The sequence below is a fragment of the Actinomadura terrae genome (assembly GCF_022751215.1).
Classification (GTDB): domain Bacteria; phylum Actinomycetota; class Actinomycetes; order Streptosporangiales; family Streptosporangiaceae; genus Spirillospora; species Spirillospora terrae.
Genome location: NZ_JAICDG010000002.1, coordinates 1,328,581 through 1,344,842, shown reverse-complemented (window position 1 = coordinate 1,344,842; position 16,262 = coordinate 1,328,581). Strand labels below are relative to the sequence as shown.

Here is a 16,262-nt window from a genome sequence, read left to right as displayed (position 1 = left end):
GGCTTCCAAAACCACGGGACCCGCGTACCCTGGACGGACCCGTGACAACCCCGATGGGCAGGCCATGGAGACACCCTGGTTCGCCAAGCGACCCGTCAGCGCCGTACGACCGGGCGATCACGCCTGGCTGGCCTACTCGGGTCCGGCCGAGCGCGACGCCGTCATCGGCACCTTCGTCCGCGAGGGCCTCCAGACGAACGAGAAGGTCGTCTACGTCACCGACCTGCCGCCCGAGTCGCTGCCGGGCCTGACCCCGGCGCCCCGCCCCGGCACCCGCCCGACCGCCGCCGGCGACAGCGCCGCCGGCGACAGCGCCGCCGGCGACGGCGCCGACCTGCACGCGAGCCTCGCCGCCTACACCCGGACGGGCCAGCTGCGCGTCATCGCCCGCCGCGACGCCTGCCTCGACCGGCACGGCGGCTTCGAGCCCGCGATGATGCTCGACACCCTCTCCCGCGAGGTGGAGGCGGCGTTCGGGCAGGGCTTCCGCGCCGTCCGGCTGACGGCCGACCACAGCTGGGTACTGAACGCCCCCGGCTCGTCCGGCCTGCTGCGCATGCTCGGCTGCGAGCACCGCGTGGGCGACGCCGTGTCGCCGAGCACGATGGCGATGGCCATCTGCCAGGTCGACCGGCGCGCCCGCCCGCGCGACCAGCTGCTCGCCCTACGGGATACCCACGAGGTACTGGTGGAAGTGAACCCCGAATTCGACGACGGGATTCTGAAGATCGTGCGCACCTTCGAGCCCAACGGGCTGCGCGTCGAGGGCGAGCTGGACGCCGCCAGGCACGCCGTGTTCGCCGAGAAGCTCGCCCAGGTCAGCACCGCCCGGCGGCCGGTCCACCTCGACTTCTCCCGGCTCTGCTTCATCGACCTCGGCGGGCTCGGCCTGCTGGCGCAGCACGCGACCCGGCTGCACGCCGACGAGGCGCTCGTCCTCGACCACCTCCCGCCGGACGTGGAGCACGTGATCGAAATGGTCGGGTGGCACCGGCTGCCCGGGCTGACCCGCGGCGGCGACGGGCTCTCGGAGACGGAGGACGCCCGCTGATGACGCTGGAGCACCCTTGATGACGCTGGAGCACCGGGCGTTCCTCTACGACGACGCCGCCGACTTCCTCGCGGCCACCGTCCCCTACGTGCGGTCGGGGCTGGAGCAGGACCAGGCCGTGGTGGTGGTGGTGCGCGAGCCCAACCTGACCGCGCTGCGCGAGACGCTCGGCGCGGAGGGCGCCGCCATCGCCTACTTCGACTCGGCGGAGTTCTACCGGCATCCCGTCCGCACGCTGCGCGACTACCAGACGATCGTGTCGCAGAGCGCGCCGCGCCGCGTGTGCGCGCTGGCCGAGCCCGTCTGGGACGGCTGGGACGACCGGCAGACGCTGGAGTGGATCCGCTACGAGTCGCTGATCAACGTGGTGTTCGCGGGCTCGGGCGCCCGGGCGCTGTGCCCCTACGACACCGGTTCGCTGCCCCCGCGCGTCCTCGACGAGGCGCGGCGCACGCATCCGCTGCTGCTGTGCGGCGGGCGCACCGGCTGCAACGACTCCTACGTCGATCCCGCGACGTTCGGCGCGAAATGCGACCGGGAGCGCCGTCCGGCGCGTCCGCGCGACGCCGAGTACCTGGCGATCGACGGCACCGACCTGCACGCGCTGCGCTCTTTCGTGGCCGAGCGGGCGCTGACGCACGGCCTCGCCAGGCAGCCCGCGCAGCACCTCGTCACCGCCGTCAACGAGGTCGCGGCGAACGCGCTCCACCACGGCGTCCCGCCGATGGGGCTGTGGGTGTGGCGCGAGGCCGCCGACCTCGTCTGCGAGATCGGCGACAACGGCTTCTGGCGGCCGAGCCCGCTCACCGGCTTCATCCCGCCCGGCTCGGCGCTGCAACGCGGCTTCGGGCTGTGGACGGTCCGGCTCCTGGTCGACCTGATGGAGCTGCGCGCCGGGTGGGACGGCACGTTCGTGCGGCTGCGCATCCGCCGGTGACCGGTTTCGTTCTGGCTCTCAGATAGCGGCAAACCCCGGTGGGTGAGCCTCCCCGGCGGAGAGGCGCCGCGCCGTAACCTGGAGGGCGTCATGGAGACCCTCTGGTCCGTCCACCGGCCGGTCCGCGACCTGCGGCCCGGCGATCACGCGTGCCTCGCCTACAGCGGCGAGGACGAGCAGCGGCACATCACCGGCGCGTTCGTCCGGGACGGGCTGCTCGTGCAGGAGAAGGTCATCTACCTCGCCGGGTCCGCGCACGACGCCGTCCCCGGCGTCCCCGCCGACGCGCCCGCCGGAACGCTGACGTTCCTGCCCGCCGGGCCCCGCGAGGGCGACGCGTTCGACCCGGCGGCGGCCGTCGCGGCCGTCACCGCCGAGATCGCCGCCGCCGAGCGGGCCGGCTTCCGCGCGATCCGCGTCGCCGCCGACCTGACCCGCGCGCTGCGCTCCCCCGCGGGCCTGGAGCGGGTGATGTTCTTCGAGCGCCACCTGGAGCGGGCCGTGCCGCCGAGCACGCACCTGATGGCCCTGTGCCAGTTCGACCGGCGCCGCTGCCACCCCGGCGAGCTGGACGCGCTCGGCGAGGGGCACACCGTGTTCGCCGCGCCCGACCCCGAGTTCGAGGACGCGGTGCTCCGGATCGTCCGGACGTTCCGTCCCGCCGGGCTGGCGCTGGCGGGCGAGCTGGACGCGTCCCGGCACTCCGTGCTCGACCGCGCGCTCACCGCGTCGGCCGCCCGCGCCGGCACCGGCGAGATCCACCTCGACCTCGCCGGGCTCGACTTCATCGACCTCGGCGCCATCAACATCCTCGCCGCCGCGGCGGGCCGCCACGAGGGGCCCGGCGGGATCGTCCTCGACCGGGTGTCGCCGCAGCTCCGCGCCGTGCTGGAGACCGTCGGCTGGGACATGCTCCCCGGCCTGCGCCTCGGCGAGAGCTGACCTCAGCGCCCCTTCGACGCCGGGGCCGTCGGCGGCACGGACCGGCTCGTCGGCTCCGGATCGGGAGAGGACGTCGGCGTCGACGAACCCGTCGGCGTCGGCGTCGGCGGTCGCGGCCGCTTGGTCGGGCCGTGCGAGCCCGGCTTGCTTGAAGAATTCGACGGCATCGGCGTCTCCCCCAGGCGCGACGGGGTGGGCGAGGTCGGCGAGACCGACGGCACCGGCGGCACGGACGTCGCCGGCGACCCGGGCGGCGCCAGCGGGCGCGGCGGCTCGGGACGCGGCGTCCCGCCCGGGCCGGGCCACAGCAGGAACGCCACGGCCACCACGACCGCCGCCGTGACGGCGGCGGCGAGCAGCGGGGGCGCCCAGCGGCGCGCGACGCTCCGCAGCGGCGCGGCGCCCCGGTCCGCGTCGCGGCCCGCGTCCTGGAACCGGCGGACGGTCTCGGCATCGACCTCGATCCGGTCGGCGGCCGCGCGGTAGTGCTCGCGCAGCAGGGCGTCGAGGTCATCGTCCATGGACCCGGCCCTCCTTCACATGCTCCCGCAACGCCGCCATGGCCCGCGAGGCGTGGCTCTTCACCGTCCCCCGGGAGATGCCGAGCGCGTCGGCGATCTCCTGTTCGCTCAGGTCGCACCAGTACCGCAGCACGACCACCGCCCGCTGCTTGGCGGGCAGCGAGCCGAGCACCTCGTCGAACTCGCCCCCGCCGGCCCCCGGCGGCGCGGACGCGACGAGGCGCTCCACGTCCGCGACCGACCCGACCGGCCGCTCCCGCCGCCTGGCCCGCCGCTTGTTCTCGTCGATCGCGAGGTTGACCAGCACCTTGCGCGCGTACGCCTCGGGATTGCCCGCCGCGACGCGCCGCCACCGCCGCGCGACCCGCTCGTAGGCGGTCTGGAGCAGGTCCTCGGCGAGGTGGCGGTCATAGACGAGGAACACGGCGGTGCGCAGCAGACGACCCGCGGTGGCGTGCACGAACTCCTCGAACGTGCGCTCCGCCACGCGGGTCTCCTGGGTGCTCACGGTGGACAGGGGCACCTACCCCCGCGGCCCGGACGTCGGGCCGCACGGCGCGCTCGGCGTCGGGTGCGGAACCTTCGCCGTCGGCGTCGGACGCGGCGCGTTCGACGGCGGCACCGGACGCGGTGGCTTGGAGGCCGTCGGCGTCGGACGCGGCGGCTTGGACGCGGTCGGCGTCGGACGCGGCGGCTTCGACGCGGTCGGCGTCGGGTGCGGCGGCTTCGAGGCCGTCGGCGTGGGACGGGGTGGCTTGGACGCCGTCGGCGTGGGACGCGGCGGCTTCGAGGCCGTCGGCGTCGGGTGCGGCGGCTTCGACGCGGTCGGCCTCGGATGCGGCGCCTTCGTCGTCGGCGGCGCCGGACGCGGGGTCTTCGCCGTCGGGGTGGGGCAGGCGGGCGCGGCGGTGGGCGCGGGCCTGGGCTTCGCCGTCCGCGTCGCCAGCGCGCCCTTCGCGGCCACCGGCGCGGCCTCGGGCGACCCGCTCGAACCCGTCGCGAGCCAGAGCCCGGCGGCCAGCACCCCCGTCCCGCCGAGCACGGCCAGTATGAGCATCGGCCCGCGGCGGACGCGACCCTTGTCGATCATGTTGCTCCTAGAGGGAGGTCATCGGTACACCCCCAATAACCCCCGCCCCCCGGACACAGGTTGTCACGCGTCCGATTTTCCGGGAAATACCCCCCAGCGACCTCAGCCGTCACGCGGGCGCGCTAGCTGAGCGGTGGGGCCGAAGCCGGAGGCGAGGCCCCACCGCGAAGATCGCGAAGCGATCCGCGCCCGCAAAGGCACGGTCAAGGGGGCGAGCCGCCAGGCGAGCCCCCTTGGGCCGGGACTTAATAAGAAAGCGCGTCCGGGAGGATGCGGGCGAGGGCGCGGAAGGCGCGGCCGCGGTGGCTGATCGCGTCCTTGTCGGCCGGGGGCATCTCGGCGGTCGTGCGGGTGTCGCCGTCCGGGACGAAGATCGGGTCGTAGCCGAAGCCGCCGGTGCCGCGCGGGGCGCCGATGATGGCGCCGCGCATCCGGCCCTCGACGCAGTGCTCGACGCCGCCCGGCAGGACGAGCGCGGCGGCGCAGACGAACGACGCGCCGCGCCGGGCGTCCGGGACGTCGGCGAGCTGGTCGAGGACGAGTTGGAGGTTCGCGGCGTCCCGGTCGCCGGACGCGGTGCCGAACCGGCCCGACCAGCGGGCCGACAGCACGCCCGGCATGCCGTTCAGCTCGTCCACGCACAGGCCGGAGTCGTCGGCGACGGCGGGCAGGCCGGTGTGCGCGGCGATCGCGCGGGCCTTGAGCAGCGCGTTGCCCTCGAAGGTCGACTCGGTCTCGGCGACCTCGGGCGCGTCCGGAAAAGCGTCAAGGCCGGTGACGTCGATACCGGACAGGATGCGGCGCAGTTCGGCGACCTTGCCCGCGTTGCGGGTGGCGAGGACGATCCGGGTCACCGTGCGAGGGCCTCGGCCTGGAGGCGGGCGAGCTCCGCGCAGCCGCCCGCCGCGAGGTCGAGCAGCGCGTCCAGCTCGGCGCGGTCGAACGGGGCGCCCTCGGCGGTGCCCTGCACCTCGACGAACCGGCCGTCGCCGGTGCAGACGACGTTCATGTCGGTCTCGGCGGCCGAGTCCTCCTCGTAGCACAGGTCGAGGCGGGCCTCGCCGTCCACCAGCCCGACGCTGATCGCCGACACCGACGTGATCAGCGGTTCGCCGCGCAGCAGCCGGCGGCCCCGCATCCAGGAGACCGCGTCGGCGAGCGCGATGTAGGCGCCGGTGATCGCGGCGGTGCGGGTGCCGCCGTCGGCCTGGAGGACGTCGCAGTCGAGCTGGACGGTGTTCTCCCCGAGCGCCTTGAAGTCCACGCACGCGCGGATCGAGCGGCCGATGAGCCGGGAGATCTCGTGGGTGCGGCCGCCGACCCGGCCCCGGATCGACTCGCGGTCGTTGCGGGTGTTGGTGGCGCGCGGCAGCATCGCGTACTCGGCGGTGACCCAGCCGAGGCCGCTCTCGCGCCGCCAGCGGGGCAGCGAGTCCTGGACGGACGCCGCGCACAGTACCCGGGTGCCGCCGAACTCGATCAGCGCCGACCCCTCCGCGTGGTCGAGCCAGCCGCGCTGCACGCGGACGGGACGGAGCTGGTCGGATGCGCGATCATCGGGGCGAGGCATGCCGCCCACCTTAGTGGCACGCCCGCCGGGAGCACGCCCGGCTGCGGCGGCCCGGTCTCAGAGGTCGTAGACGGCGCCGACCTCGGCCAGCTCGATCGGGCCCCGGTAGCCGCTCGCCTTCGCCTCGGCGAGCGTCTGCGCCGGGTCGTTCCACGGCAGCAGGTGGGTGAGGACGAGCCGTCCCGCCTCGGCGCGCTCGGCGTGCTCGGCCGCCTCCCGGCCGTTCAGGTGCATGTCGGGCGGGAGCCCCGGGCGCTGCGCGAACGCGGCCTCGCACAGGAACAGGTCGGAGCCGCCCGCCAGCCGGACGAGGGTCTCGCTCGGCCCGGTGTCGCCGGAGTAGGTGAACACCCGCCCGCCGTGCTCGACGCGCAGCCCGTACGCCTCGATGGGGTGGTTCATCCGCGCGGCGGTCACGGTGAAGGGGCCGATGGCCGTCGGCCGGGTCACGAGCTCGCGGAAGTCGAAGGTGTCGGTCATCCCCGGGTTCGGGTCCAGCTCATAGGCCTTGATCATGTGCTCGGCGGTGCCGCGCGGGCCGTAGACCGGGATGCGGGGGGCCGGGCCGCCGGGACAGTACGTCCGCGCGATCCAGTAGACCGTGAGGTCGAGGCAGTGGTCGGGATGCAGGTGCGTGATGCAGATGGCGTCGATGTCGAGCACGCCGTGGAAGCGTTGCAGCGCCCCGATCGAGCCGTTGCCGATGTCGAGGAGCATGGAGAACCCCTCCGCCTCGACGAGGTAGCTGGACGCGGCGCTGTCCGGCCCAGGGAAACTGCCGGAGCAGCCGATCACAGTGACCCGCACGCTCGCTCCTCCTCTTGTGTCCCCGAGGAATCAGGTGGTCAGTGCCTTGCTCAGGGCGGTACCGGCCGAGGGGGGACGGCGCAGGGGGACGATGCCCGGCTCCACCGCGCCGATCTCCGGCCCGAGGAACCGGCGGCCGAGCGTGGCGAAGACGTCGGGGTCTCCGGTGGCGCGGAAGCGGTGCCGAGGCTCCGGCACGGGCTCCGCGCGGGCGAGCCCACGGTCATGCAGCACCCGGTACACGTCCTTGGCGGTCTCGTCGGCACTGGATACCAGTGTCACCCCATCGCCGACCACATAGGAGATCGCACCGGTAAGGAGGGGGTAGTGGGTGCAGCCGAGGATGAGGGTGTCGCAGCCGGCGTCGACGATCGGGCGGAGGTAACCGCGCGCCGCGTCCAGCAGCTCGGGGCTCATCGTGACGCCCTCCTCGACGAACTCGACGAAGCGCGGGCAGGCGGCACTGACGAGGTCGATGTGCGGGGCGGCGGCGAAGGCGTCCTCGTAGGCGCGGCTGTTGACGGTGGCCTCGGTGGCGATCAGCCCGACCCGGCCGTTGCGGGTGGCGCGGGCCGCGCGCCGGGTGGCGGGGTTGATGACCTCGATGACCGGGACGTCGTAGCGCTCGCGCGCGTCCCGCAGCATCGCGGAGCTGGCGCTGTTGCAGGCGATCACCAGGATCTTCACGCCCTCCTCGACCAGCCGGTCGAGCATCTCCAGCGCGAACGCGCGGACCTCGGCGATCGGGCGCGGCCCGTAGGGCTGCCGTGCGGAGTCACCGAGGTACAGGATCGGCTCGTCGGGGAGCTGGTCCAGAATGGCCCGCGCGACGGTGAGCCCGCCGAAGCCGCTGTCGAAGATGCCGATCGGGGCATCGTCGCCCGGTGATGTTGACATGGTGTTCAAGGCTAGGCGAGTTCACCATCCGGAAGCACGCCATGCGGCGTACATCACACTGTCATCCCCAGGAAATAGGCGCAGCTCAGACGGGTCTTGCCTGGTCGTTTGGCCGGACGTGGCGAAAGCCGGTGAAACACCTCACGCCGGGTCGGGGCGGCCTGCGGTCCGGAGGAGGGGAAGCGGTCAGCGGCCTTCGCGGGCGATCTGGCGGCTCTGCGCGACGAGGCGGCCGGCGGAGTCCCAGACCTCGACCTCCTCGTCGAACCAGCCGCCCGACAGCAGCCGTCCCGAACCGTGCAGGGCGAGCCAGCCCGGCGCGGGGAGGGCGCGCAGGTGCCAGGTCAGCTCGACGGTGGGCGACCAGCCCTTGACGCCGAGGTTGAACGCGACGGGCGGGAGCGAGTCCACCGCGAGCGCGAGCGCGAACACGTCGGGCTCGTGCGGGTCGCGGAGGCGGAACCAGGCGCGGATCTCCGGGCGGCCGCTCGGATGCCCGTCCAGCCAGCCCATCGTGGCGCGGTCGAAGCGCATGTCGAGCTGCGTGGCGATGCCCTCGTCGTCCGGCTCCGGCTCGTAGTGGGCGCACTCCTCCAGCGGCGGCAGCGGCGGGACGGGCGGCGCGCCGCTCCACTCCGGCTCGACGGCGGCATCGAGCGTGCCGGTGGTGATCAGCGCGTCCACCAGGCGGCGGCCGTCCTGCACGAGCGTGACCAGGGACGTCGCGGCGGTGCGGCCGACCTTGCGCGGCTCGACGATCACCTCGGCGGGGCCGGGGCGCGCGACGTGCTGGAAGGTCGCCGCGGTGGAGACGGGGTGGGTGTGCGGGGAGACGTCCACGGCGGCGCGGCCGAGGATCGCCATCAGGTAGCCGCCGTTGAGCGCGTCGGCGAACCCGTACGCCCCGTCCAGGACGAGCTCGTACCTGCCCTCGCCCACCCGCCGGACGGCGGTGGCGTCCCCGAACCTGCTCATCCGTACCCTCCCCGGTCCCGCGCGGCGGCGTGCGGCGGCCGGCACGGTACTAGAATCACGTTCAAGTACGAGACTCTACCGTGCCGACCGAACCGCGTTCGCTCGGAAGGCCCCTGCCGGACTCAGGCCCAGAGCTGGCCTTCGAGGCGTGCCTCGGCCTCCTCCAGCGTGCCGCCGTAGGCGCCGGTGGACAGGTACTTCCAGCCGCCGTCCGCGACGACGAACACGATGTCGGCGCGCTCGCCCGCCTTGACGGCCTTGGCCGCCATGCCGAGCGCCGCGTGCAGCGCGCCGCCGGTGGAGATCCCCGCGAACACGCCCTCCTGTTCGAGCAGCTCGCGGGTGCGGCGCAGCGCGTCCCGGGAGCCGACGGAGTAGCGGGTGGTCAGGACCGAGTCGTCGTAGAGCTCGGGAATGAAGCCCTCGTCGATGTTTCGCAGCCCGTACACCAGCTCCCCGTACCGGGGCTCGGCCGCGACGATCCGCACGCCCGGGACGTGCTCGCGCAGGAAGCGCCCGACGCCCATCAGCGTGCCGGTCGTGCCGAGCCCGGCGACGAAGTGGGTCACCGACGGCAGGTCGGCGAGGATCTCCGGGCCCGTCGTCTCGTAGTGCGCGAGCGCGTTGGCCTCGTTGCCGTACTGGTAGAGCATCACCCAGTCGGGGTTCTCGGCGGCGAGGCCCTTCGCGACGCGGACGGCCTCGTTCGAGCCGCCCGCCGCCGGGGAGGAGATGATCCGCGCTCCCCACATCTCCAGCAGCTGGCGGCGCTCGGCGGAGGTGTTCTCCGGCATCACGCAGATCATGTTGTAGCCGCGCAGCTTGGCGACCATCGCGAGCGAGATGCCGGTGTTCCCGGACGTCGGCTCCAGGATCGTGCAGCCGGGCGTCAGCAGCCCGTCCTTCTCCGCCTTCTCGATCATGTGGAAGGCGGGCCGGTCCTTCACCGAGCCGGTGGGGTTGCGATCCTCCAGCTTGGCCCAGAGCCGGACGTCGGCGGACGGCGAGAGCCGCGGCAGCCCGATCAGCGGCGTACCGCCGAGGGAGTCCAGCAGCGAGTCGAAGCGCATGGGTTCTGCCCGCGGACCGGGTCAGCCGCCGGCTACGGCGGGCAGGATCGTGACGTTGTCGCCGTCGCCGACCGGGGTCTCCAGGCCGCCGAGGAAGCGCACGTCCTCGTCGTTGAGGTAGACGTTGACGAACTTGCGCAGCTTGCCGTCCTCGACCAGCCGGCCGCGCAGGCCGGGGTGGCGCGCGTCCAGGTCGGCGAACAGCTCGTCGAGCGTGCCGCCCTTGCCGTCGACGGCCTTGGCGCCGTCGGTGAGGTTGCGCAGGATCGTCGGGATCCGGACCTCGATCGCCATCGCGATGATCTCCTTAGGTCGTACGGGGCTCCCCGCCCCAGCGTGACAACCGGGCGGGGCGCGCGGGAATTCCGGGCGCTGGATTCGGGCGCGGCAGCGGCACGGCGCTGCGCTTGGCTGCGACGACACGCGTCAGCGACAGTCGTAGACGACCTCGGCGCGCGAGTGGCCGAACAGGTAGCTCTGCACGGGCGGCACTGCGGCGGTGAGCGCGGCGCGAACACGGCGCCGTGCGCCCGCCCTGTGCCCGCTCGTCCCCATGACGACCAGTTTACCGGCCCTTCCCTCGCACGTCTGCGCCCGCGCGCCTGTCCCGCTCACCCGCACGTCTTTCCCGCGCGTCTGCGCGCCTCTCCGGACGTCCGCGCACGCGATCCGTCAGCCGTAGGACTCGACGATCTCGACCTCTTCCTCGGAGATCTCCCCGTCCACCAGCAGGTAGGAGCGGACCTCGACCTCGTCGGGGTCGCGGGTGGAGACCAGCAGCCGGTGGACGCGCGGGTCGGCCAGCGAGGAGCGCAGGTAGTCGAGGTCGGTGCGGGACGGGTAGGCCTCGGTGGCGGTGTGCGAGTGGTAGTGGACGATCATCTCCTCGTCGTTGTCGTCCATCTCCCGGTAGACCTGGAGCCACTCCCGCTCGTCGAAGTTGTGGTAGGTCGGCGAACGCTCGGCGTTGATCATGGGGATGAACCGGGTGGGCCGGTCCGACCCGGCGGGCCCCGCCACCAGCCCGCACGCCTCGTCGGGGTGGTCGGCGCGGGCATGCGCGATGATCTTGTCGACGAGGGCGCGTTCGATCGTCAGCATGCCTCGAAGATTACCGGGCGGCGCCGGAGCGCCCCAGCCTCGGGACGCGCGGCGATCGTCACAGCTTGACGTGCATGCGGACGCGCGTCCCGTCCACGCCGGTGCGGATCTCGACGATGTGGCACAGCCGCCGGACGGCCCACATCGCGGCCTCGTGCCGGCGCCGCCCGTGCGGCGGCGCGTAGCCGAGGAAGCGGTCGGTGAGGACGCGGCCGGGGTCGCTGACGTCGCAGAGCAGCTCGCCGCCCTCGGCCCACACCCACAGCGCGCCGCGCCCACCGCCCTCGCGGATGATGTTCGTGGCGACCTCGTTCACCGCCAGGACGAACGGAAGCGAGCGGTCGCCGGGCAGCCCGAGGCGGTCGGCCTCGGCGGCGAGAAAGTCCCGCAGACCGGGCAGCTCGCCGGTCGAGAACGCCTTGCGCACGGCCGCCGTCGGCGGCGGCGACAGCGGGACCGCGTTGCACGCGGCGTAGAACTCGGCGGGGTCGACGAAGCGCTCGCTGCGCACGCCGCCGTCCGGCCCGGCGAGTTCGGGATGGGTGCGGGTGGCGTCGTCCACGACATGCGCGGGCAGGACGGACGCGTCGTACAGGCACATGATCGAGGTCGGGGTCCCGGCGAACGCGACGTTGAGCACCGACTCGTGGCGCTTCCACTCGCGGACCTCCAGCGGCGTGCGGCCCGCCCAGACCGGCTCGACGAGCAGCCGCGCCCGCCCGCGCGGCCACCAGTCGGCGCGCGTCCGGTCGTAGCAGGTGGCGAGCGCGTGCATCGGGCCCTGGAACCAGCCCGCGGCCTCGACGAACTCCACCCGCGCGGCGGTCTCGGCGCCGAGCCGCCCGTCGAGGAACGCGGTGACCTCCGGTTCGGCGACGACGACCACGGCATCGCCGCCGCGGCATCCCGCGCGCAGGTAGGGGACGGCGGTCAGCTCCAGCTCGCGCCGCGTCCGGTAGACGAGTGCCTGATGGACGAGCACGTCGGCGCCATCTCCCGGGGCGGGCGCGGCCTGGTCGTCGGCCGCCGGACGCACGGGCGGCTCGGCGGAGAACCCGATCATCCGGTCGCCTCCAGGACGATCCCGGGCGCGTCCCGCCAGCCGGACACGCGCAGCATCAGCTCCACGCAGCCGGGCGTCGCGCGCAGGATGACCTGCCGGTCGAGCACGGCGGTGGACCGGTTGGCCTCGACCAGGCCCCGCACGCCCTCCAGGTCGCAGAAGTCGAGCCGGGACAGGTCGATGCACAGGTGCGCGGCGCCGTCGTCGAGGTCGCGCAGCGCCGCGGCGAGCGCGGGCAGCGTCGAGGCGTCCAGCACGCCCGAGAGCCGCAGGCCGGGCGGCGCGAACAGCGGCGCGATCCGCAGCACGCCGTCGTCGAACAGCGCGTCGGCGCGGACGCCCGCGCCGTGCCGCTCCTCCAATGCGCGCATCCCTCCGGCGTCGAACCAGCGCCGGTCGTACTGGCACAGCGCCGTCACCCGGGACCCGGCCGCCGCGACCAGCCGGTCGACCGCGTCCTCGAACGCCGTGAACCGCGCGGTGCCGGGCCAGCCGCGCGGCGCGGGCGACGCCTCGACGGTGAGCCGGACGCCCGCGTACCCCCGCCGCAACGCCGACCAGGCCGCCTCGCCCGGGTCGCCGCACGCGGACAGGACCTCGACGCGGTCGTCAGCGCCGAACATCGCGCGCAGCCGCGCCTTCGCCGGGTCCAACTCCGCGCCGGTGAGGTAGAGGACGGCGTGTCCGGCGCGCAGCCCGTCCCAGACGAACGTCGTCATGATCGCGTCACGTTCGGCGGGATGGTCGTAGGCGAGGCAGGCGTGGTCGCCGGGACGCATCGCGCCGACCGCCGTGCGGGACTGCTCGGGGTGCGCCATGCGACCTCCTCAGGAAGCGCCGGTCAACCGCCAAGGCGGCAAATGGAGGGCAGGATCAGCCGGGCGCGTCCTCGACCGCCACGCCCGGCATCCCCACCAGCCCGGACGAGCGGAGCCGCTCGGCGATCACTGGCGGCACCCCGCGCAGCAGCAGCCCCCGGTCCGGCCCGAGGCCCGGACGGTCGGCGCGGGTGAGCATCCGCAGCCCGCCCTCGTCGCAGCCGGTGAGGCCGCGCAGGTCCAGGCAGAGGAGCCCGGTGTCGGTCGAGATCGACTCCAGCACCCGCTCGGCCGCCGGACGCGTCGCCGCGTCGAGCACCCCGGAAAGCTGCGCGCCCGGCGGCCCGAAGATCGGCGTGATCCGCAGCGTCCCGTCGTCGTGGTAGTCGTTCACCCGCACCCGGCCCATGTGGCAGGACTCCAGGTCGGCCAGCCGCGCGGCGCCGAACCAGCGCCGGTCGAACTGGCAGATCGCCATCGCCTTCAGGTCGGTGGTCATGAAGACCTCGTCGAGCATCCGCTCGAAGTCCCCGTGCTGGTCGGTGCCGGGCCAGCGGCGCAGCGAGAACCGCGCCTCCCCCGCGATCCGCACCCCGCCGTACCCCTGGACGAGCGCGAGGTCGATCTCCGTCGCCATCAGCTCCAGGCTCTCCTGCGGGTCGAAGCGCCCGCTGGCGAGGAAGGTCTCCTCGGCTGTCCGCACGACGAAGTGGCCCGCGTCCATCGCCTCGGCGATGTCGTCGGGCGCGGCGTCCTTCTCACCGAACAGCCAGCGGAACACCTCGGGCGCGGAGACCGCGTCGGACACGTAGATGACCTTGTGGCCCGCGCGGACGCCGTCCCGGACGTAGTCGGCCATGATCGACCGTCGTTCCTCGTCGTCGTCGAAGAACAGGGCCAGGTGGTCGCCGAGCCTCATGTCGCCGACGGCCTTGTGCGCTGCGGACATGGGGGCCTCCGGGGTGCGTGTCGGCTCGTCCGAACGGAAGGGGATCCCACCGGCGGGGCGGGATGCCACGTCCCACGCTAGCCACGCACCGCACCGGCGTCCCGACAATCGGTCATGTCATCGGTGGCCGAGTGCGGCCGGGCCCGGCGGCCGCGATCACCAGAGCGCGCGGACCAGGCTCTCCTGCAACATCGTCAGCCAGTCGTAGGCGGCGAACATCGGCGTGCGCGGGTCGCGCGGATCGAGCCGCGCGGCCTCCTCGTACCACTCCTCGCCGATGTCGAGCCGGGTGCCGAGCGCGAGCCGCACGTCGTTCAGCGCGCGCAGCCACGCCTGCGCCTGCTTGTCGTCCAGGACGATCTCGGAGCGGGTGTCGGAACCGGTGTCGCCGAGCGAGCCGAGCACGGTGGCGGCGACCTCCCGCTTGCCGTCGCGCAGGCCCATCTCCGTGTAGCGGCGGAACTCCCCGGCCGCCTCGCCGTCGTCCCGGTAGGCGTCGGGGAACAGCCGGGCGAGGACGGGGTCGTCGGGCTTGGTGGCGTTCTCGGAGATCCCGATCGAGGCGAGCCCCTCGCCGGTGTCGCCGGGCGTGTCGCCGATGAGCGCGATCAGCTGCTCCATCAGCGCCCGGACGAGCGCGGTCTCCTCGGCCTCCAGCCGGACCCTGACCCCGTGCCGGGTCTTCTTCACATCGCTCATCGAGGGCTTCTCAGTCGTCCCGCTTCACGGTGGCCCAGAGCCCGTAGGAGTGCAGGATCTCCACGTCTCGTTCCATCTCCTCGCGGGTGCCGTTGGCCACGACCGCGCGGCCCTTGTGGTGGACGTCCAGCATCAGCTTCTCCGCCTTGGACTTCCCGTATCCGAAGACGGTCTGGAAGACGTAGGTGACGTAGGACATCAGGTTGATCGGGTCGTTCCAGACGATCGCCAGCCAGGGCCGGTCGGCGCTCACGTCCTCCGCCGCGTCCGGCCGCTCCAGCTCGACCGGCGCGGGCGCCGTGCTCATGGCGCTCATTTGGCCGTGTCTCCCCTTTCCCCGTCGGTCGGTCCGCCCAGTCCCCGATGCTATGCGTCCGGCCGCGTGTGATGGCCCGCACGTCCATGGTGCACACAGTGAGCCGTAAGGTTCCACTTGTGGACCTTGGTGACGGCACCGCCCTGCTGACCGACCGGTACGAGCTGACGATGCTCCAGGCGGCGCTGCGCGGCGGCACCGCGGGCCGCCGCGCCGTGTTCGAGGTGTTCGCCCGCAGCCTGCCCGCCGGCCGCCGCTACGGCGTCGTCGCCGGTACGGGACGGCTGCTGGACGCCATCGAGGCGTTCCGGTTCGACCCCGCGGAACTGGAGTACCTGACCGCGAACGGCATCGTGGACGAGCCCACCGCGCAATGGCTGGAGAACTACCGCTTTTCCGGAAACATCTGGGGTTACCCGGAAGGCGACTGCTACTTCCCGGACTCGCCGATCCTGGTGGTCGAAGGGACGTTCGCCGAGGCGGTCCTGCTGGAGACCCTCGCGCTGTCGATCCTCAACCACGACTGCGCGATCGCGTCGGCCGCGTCCCGGATGACGCAGGCCGCGCAGGACCGTCCCCTCATCGAAATGGGCTCCCGCCGCACCCACGAACACGCCGCCGTGGCCTCGGCCCGCGCCGCGTACATCGCCGGTTTCGCGACGACCTCCAACCTTGAGGCGGGACGTCTCTACGGCGTCCCCACGGCCGGGACGAGCGCGCATTCGTTCACGCTCCTGCACGACAGCGAACGCCACGCGTTCGAGGCCCAACTGGCGTCCCTGGGCGAGAGCACAACGCTCCTGGTCGACACCTACGACGTGGAACGGGCCGTCCGCACCGCGGTAGAACTAGCAGGGCCTTCCCTGGGGGCAGTCCGGATCGACAGCGGCGACCTGGGCGTGATGGCGCGCCGCGTCCGCGACCAGCTCGACTCCCTGGGAGCACACGACACCCGCATCGTCGTCACAGGCGACCTGGACGAATACGGCATAGCCGCCCTAGCCGCAGCCCCGGTCAACGGCTACGGCGTAGGCACCTCACTGGTAACGGGCTCAGGTGCCCCCACCGCATCCCTGGTCTACAAACTCGTGGCCCGCGCCGACTCCCCCGCCCCGACCGCGCCCCTGCGTCCCGTGGCGAAGCGCTCCGTGGGCAAGCCCAGCAGAGGGGGCCGCAAGGCAGCCGTCCGCCGCATGGACGGCCGAGGCACCGCGTGCGCCGAAATGGTGACGACGGGAGAACCGACCCCGGGCCCCCGCGACCGCGTCCTGCACGTCCCCCTGGTGCGGGACGGCGAGATAGTGGGCCGCGAACCGCTCAAGGACGCCCGAGCCCGCCACACCGCCGCGATAGCCGAACTCCCGCCCACCGCACTCCAGCTCTCCAAGGGCGAACCGGCCATCCCCACCGAGTTCATCGAAGGCGGCCCACGCCACTGAGGTAGCGAAAGGAACGG

The 16,262-nt window shown here is 73.4% G+C and carries 21 protein-coding genes; 5 read left to right on the top strand and 16 right to left on the bottom strand.

The window, feature by feature from the left end; all coding sequences use genetic code 11:
- The first annotated feature begins 64 nt into the window (after window positions 1–64).
- The 3 genes from K2F47_RS16155 (at window position 65) to K2F47_RS16145 (ending at window position 2,930) form a co-directional block, all read left to right on the top strand.
- Window positions 65–1,051 carry an MEDS and STAS domain-containing protein gene (locus K2F47_RS16155; protein ID WP_242903887.1) on the top strand — a complete coding sequence of 329 codons (987 nt, stop codon included), beginning with the start codon at window positions 65–67 and terminating at the stop codon, window positions 1,049–1,051.
- 19 nt (window positions 1,052–1,070) lie between these two features.
- Window positions 1,071–1,988 (top strand): anti-sigma factor RsbA family regulatory protein, encoded by a 918-nt coding sequence (locus tag K2F47_RS16150; RefSeq protein WP_242903885.1) that lies wholly within the window; start codon window positions 1,071–1,073, stop codon window positions 1,986–1,988.
- 90 nt (window positions 1,989–2,078) lie between these two features.
- The gene (locus K2F47_RS16145; RefSeq protein ID WP_242903883.1) at window positions 2,079–2,930 is read left to right on the top strand and encodes an MEDS domain-containing protein; all 852 of its coding nucleotides are present in this window, start codon (window positions 2,079–2,081) and stop codon (window positions 2,928–2,930) included.
- A gap of 2 nt (window positions 2,931–2,932) precedes the next feature.
- Here the strand turns inward: K2F47_RS16145 and K2F47_RS16140 are convergent, their stop codons facing one another.
- Together K2F47_RS16140 and K2F47_RS16135 are read right to left on the bottom strand one after the other, a co-directional pair.
- On the bottom strand, window positions 2,933–3,451 hold the full coding sequence (locus K2F47_RS16140; RefSeq protein WP_242903881.1) for a hypothetical protein: 519 nt from the start codon (window positions 3,449–3,451) through the stop codon (window positions 2,933–2,935).
- Entirely contained in the window at window positions 3,441–3,959 is a 519-nt protein-coding gene (locus tag K2F47_RS16135) for a SigE family RNA polymerase sigma factor (RefSeq protein ID WP_242903879.1), read from the bottom strand. The genes K2F47_RS16140 and K2F47_RS16135 overlap by 11 nt, the downstream gene beginning before the upstream one ends.
- Before the next feature lies 1 nt (window position 3,960).
- Here K2F47_RS16135 and K2F47_RS40720 point away from each other — a divergent pair, with 1 nt between their 5' ends.
- Window positions 3,961–4,671: a hypothetical protein gene (locus tag K2F47_RS40720; protein WP_272496917.1), complete on the top strand. Its 711-nt coding sequence runs from the start codon at window positions 3,961–3,963 to the stop codon at window positions 4,669–4,671.
- A 115-nt stretch (window positions 4,672–4,786) separates the two neighbouring features.
- Here the strand turns inward: K2F47_RS40720 and rdgB are convergent, their stop codons facing one another.
- The 14 genes from rdgB to clpS form a co-directional block, all read right to left on the bottom strand.
- A complete protein-coding gene (gene rdgB / locus K2F47_RS16125) occupies window positions 4,787–5,395 on the bottom strand; it encodes an RdgB/HAM1 family non-canonical purine NTP pyrophosphatase (RefSeq protein ID WP_242903877.1) in 609 nt (202 codons plus the stop codon).
- Window positions 5,392–6,111, bottom strand: coding sequence for a ribonuclease PH (gene rph, locus K2F47_RS16120; protein WP_242903875.1), 720 nt, complete (start codon window positions 6,109–6,111; stop codon window positions 5,392–5,394). The genes rdgB and rph overlap by 4 nt, the downstream gene beginning before the upstream one ends.
- Before the next feature lie 57 nt (window positions 6,112–6,168).
- On the bottom strand, window positions 6,169–6,918 hold the full coding sequence (locus K2F47_RS16115) for an MBL fold metallo-hydrolase (RefSeq protein ID WP_242903873.1): 750 nt from the start codon (window positions 6,916–6,918) through the stop codon (window positions 6,169–6,171).
- A 30-nt stretch (window positions 6,919–6,948) separates the two neighbouring features.
- A complete protein-coding gene (gene murI / locus K2F47_RS16110; RefSeq protein WP_242903871.1) occupies window positions 6,949–7,815 on the bottom strand; it encodes a glutamate racemase in 867 nt (288 codons plus the stop codon).
- Window positions 7,816–8,001: 186 nt separating this feature from the next.
- Window positions 8,002–8,790 carry a thioesterase family protein gene (locus tag K2F47_RS16105; RefSeq protein WP_242903869.1) on the bottom strand — a complete coding sequence of 263 codons (789 nt, stop codon included), beginning with the start codon at window positions 8,788–8,790 and terminating at the stop codon, window positions 8,002–8,004.
- A gap of 122 nt (window positions 8,791–8,912) precedes the next feature.
- On the bottom strand, window positions 8,913–9,860 hold the full coding sequence (locus K2F47_RS16100; protein ID WP_242903867.1) for a PLP-dependent cysteine synthase family protein: 948 nt from the start codon (window positions 9,858–9,860) through the stop codon (window positions 8,913–8,915).
- 21 nt (window positions 9,861–9,881) lie between these two features.
- Window positions 9,882–10,154: a MoaD/ThiS family protein gene (locus K2F47_RS16095; RefSeq protein WP_242903866.1), complete on the bottom strand. Its 273-nt coding sequence runs from the start codon at window positions 10,152–10,154 to the stop codon at window positions 9,882–9,884.
- A gap of 132 nt (window positions 10,155–10,286) precedes the next feature.
- The gene (locus tag K2F47_RS40715; RefSeq protein WP_272496916.1) at window positions 10,287–10,415 is read right to left on the bottom strand and encodes a hypothetical protein; all 129 of its coding nucleotides are present in this window, start codon (window positions 10,413–10,415) and stop codon (window positions 10,287–10,289) included.
- 117 nt (window positions 10,416–10,532) lie between these two features.
- Entirely contained in the window at window positions 10,533–10,961 is a 429-nt protein-coding gene (locus K2F47_RS16090; protein WP_242903865.1) for a M67 family metallopeptidase, read from the bottom strand.
- Window positions 10,962–11,019: 58 nt separating this feature from the next.
- A complete protein-coding gene (locus tag K2F47_RS16085; protein ID WP_242903864.1) occupies window positions 11,020–12,024 on the bottom strand; it encodes an anti-sigma factor RsbA family regulatory protein in 1,005 nt (334 codons plus the stop codon).
- Window positions 12,021–12,842 (bottom strand): MEDS domain-containing protein, encoded by an 822-nt coding sequence (locus tag K2F47_RS16080; RefSeq protein ID WP_242903863.1) that lies wholly within the window; start codon window positions 12,840–12,842, stop codon window positions 12,021–12,023. Before K2F47_RS16080 ends, K2F47_RS16085 begins: the two co-directional genes overlap by 4 nt.
- A gap of 55 nt (window positions 12,843–12,897) precedes the next feature.
- On the bottom strand, window positions 12,898–13,791 hold the full coding sequence (locus K2F47_RS16075) for an MEDS and STAS domain-containing protein (protein WP_242903862.1): 894 nt from the start codon (window positions 13,789–13,791) through the stop codon (window positions 12,898–12,900).
- A gap of 156 nt (window positions 13,792–13,947) precedes the next feature.
- Complete coding sequence (locus K2F47_RS16070; protein WP_242903861.1) at window positions 13,948–14,490, bottom strand: DUF2017 domain-containing protein; 543 nt, start codon at window positions 14,488–14,490, stop codon at window positions 13,948–13,950.
- Window positions 14,491–14,500: 10 nt separating this feature from the next.
- Window positions 14,501–14,797 carry an ATP-dependent Clp protease adapter ClpS gene (gene clpS, locus K2F47_RS16065; RefSeq protein WP_242903860.1) on the bottom strand — a complete coding sequence of 99 codons (297 nt, stop codon included), beginning with the start codon at window positions 14,795–14,797 and terminating at the stop codon, window positions 14,501–14,503.
- Between the two features lie 95 nt (window positions 14,798–14,892).
- Here clpS and K2F47_RS16060 point away from each other — a divergent pair, with 95 nt between their 5' ends.
- Window positions 14,893–16,245, top strand: a complete 1,353-nt coding sequence (locus tag K2F47_RS16060) for a nicotinate phosphoribosyltransferase (protein WP_242903859.1) — start codon at window positions 14,893–14,895, stop codon at window positions 16,243–16,245.
- Window positions 16,246–16,262 lie beyond the last annotated feature (17 nt).